Annotated in this window: 1 protein-coding gene and 1 pseudogene; both read left to right on the forward strand. The window is 65.9% G+C overall.

What is annotated here, in order from left to right:
* Positions 1 to 378 (forward strand): annotated as a pseudogene (locus tag JHC79_RS22775) (3-hydroxyacyl-CoA dehydrogenase); the annotation flags it as partial.
* A gap of 305 nt (positions 379 to 683) precedes the next feature.
* A partial coding sequence (locus JHC79_RS22780) for an NAD(P)/FAD-dependent oxidoreductase (RefSeq protein ID WP_296395193.1) occupies positions 684 to 2,150 on the forward strand: 1,467 nt, incomplete at its 3' end.

Genomic DNA, 2,150 nt, shown 5'->3' on the forward strand with positions numbered 1-2,150 from the left:
GGCAAGGGCTTCTACGACTACGACGAGAACGGCAAGCGCACCGGTCTGTGGCCGGGACTGCGTGAGGAGTTCAAGTCGGGCAGCACGGAGGTCCCGTTCCAGGACCTCATCGACCGGATGCTGTTCGCCGAGTCCCTCGAGACCGTGAAGTGTTTCGACGAGGGCGTGCTGGAGTCGATCCCCGACGCCAACATCGGCTCGATCTTCGGCATCGGCTTCCCCGCGTGGACCGGTGGTGTGATCCAGTACATCAACCAGTACCCGGGTGGACTGCAGGGCTTCGTCGATCGCGCGAACGACCTGGCGTCGAAGTACGGCAAGCACTTCGAGCCGCCGCAGTCGCTGGTCGACAAGGCCGCGAAGGGCGAGAAGTACTGATCTGACCGTCACGGCAGATGCTCGACGAGCGGCCCGGTTCCTCACAGAGGAGCCGGGCCGCTTTTCTGTGCTGACCGCGGTGCCCTGTCGGCGGCTTGTGTCTTCCATGTCCTGGGTTCTCAGGCCGCTGACGGTGCGGAAGCCCGCTCGTCGAGTCTGCGTTGTCTGTCTGTCAGGTGACGGTGCGCTGTCAGCACACTCGACGGCGGTTTCCACACAGTCAGCCCAACAGCGATCGCGGAGTACCCCCGTAGACTGACGCCGCGGGCTTTCCTTTCGACGCAGGGTCCGCAATAGTGACATCCATGAATGGCAACAATGTGTCCGCGCGGCCCGACCACGAGATCGTGATCGTCGGTGGTGGGTTCTCCGGCATCGGTGCGGCCATCATCCTCGCCCGCGCCGGGTTCACCGACTACCTCTTGGTCGAGGACGGCGATGGACTCGGTGGCGCCTGGTTCTGGAACACCTATCCCGGTGTCGGGGTCGACATCCCGTCGTTCAGCTACCAGTTCTCGTTCGAGCAGATCTCTGATTGGTCGCGGGTCTACGCGCCCGGCGACGAGCTCAAGAACTACGCCGACCACTGCGTCCGCAAGTACGGGGTGGACCAGCACACCCGACTCAACACGCGGATCGTCGGTGCGGTGTTCGACGACGACACCGACATCTGGACCCTGACCACCGCCACCGGCGACACCATCTCCGCGCGCCATGTCGTCGGCGCGACCGGGGTGCTGACCCAGCCGAAGCCGCCCGCGATCGACGGTCTCGACGATTTCACCGGCACCGTGATGCACACCGCGCGGTGGGACCACGACGTCGACCTCGCAGGCAAGCGCGTGGCGATCGTCGGCACCGGGGCCTCGGCGGTGCAGGTGATCCCGTCTATCGCGCCGGAGGTGGCGCACCTGACGGTCTTCCAGCGCACCGCGATCTGGTGTCTGCCCAAGCCCGACGCGATCCTGCCCGGACCCGCCCGCCTGGCGTTGCGGCGCATCCCCGGACTCAAACGCGTCGCGCGCACGGTGAGCCAGGCGTTCGTCGAGCTGAACTTCCCCACCCCGGCGCACTTCAACGGCATCGTGCCGATTGCGACGGTGGGGGAGCGGATGGGGCGCAGGCACCTGAAGAATCAGGTGACCGACCCCGAGACACGGGCGAAGCTGACGCCGCACTACTCCCTGGGGTGCAAGCGTCCGAGCTTCTCCAACGCCTATCTGCGTGCCTTCAACCGCGACAACGTGACGCTCGAGACCTCGGGCATCGAGTCGGTGACCCCGACCGGGGTCCGCACCGTCGACGGGACCGACCACGACGTCGACATCCTCATCCTCGCCACCGGGTTCAAGGTGTTCGAGCACGGCAACATGCCGCCCTTCCCGGTGCAGGGATCGGGCGGTCGCGACCTCGAGACGTGGTGGGACGAGAACCGCTTTCAGGCATTCCAGGGCGTCTCGGTGCCCGGGATCCCCAACTTCTTCACCATCCTCGGCCCGTACGGGTTCAACGGATCGTCGTACTTCAACCTCATCGAGACCCAGTCGAATCACATCGTGCGGGTGCTGCGGCACGCGCGCGAACAGGCGGCGACGCGGGTCGAGGTGACCGAGAAGGCCAACGCGGAGTACTTCGAGTCGGTACTGGGCCGGCGGAAGAACCAGGTGTTCTTCCAGGGTGGCTGCGGAAACGCCAACAGCTACTACTTCGACGTCCACGGCGACGTCCCGTTCCGTCCCTCGCCCACGCTCGAGACGATGTGGGCGAGCCGT

It is taken from the genome of Williamsia sp. (assembly GCF_016462415.1).
Taxonomy (GTDB): Bacteria; Actinomycetota; Actinomycetes; order Mycobacteriales; family Mycobacteriaceae; genus Williamsia_A.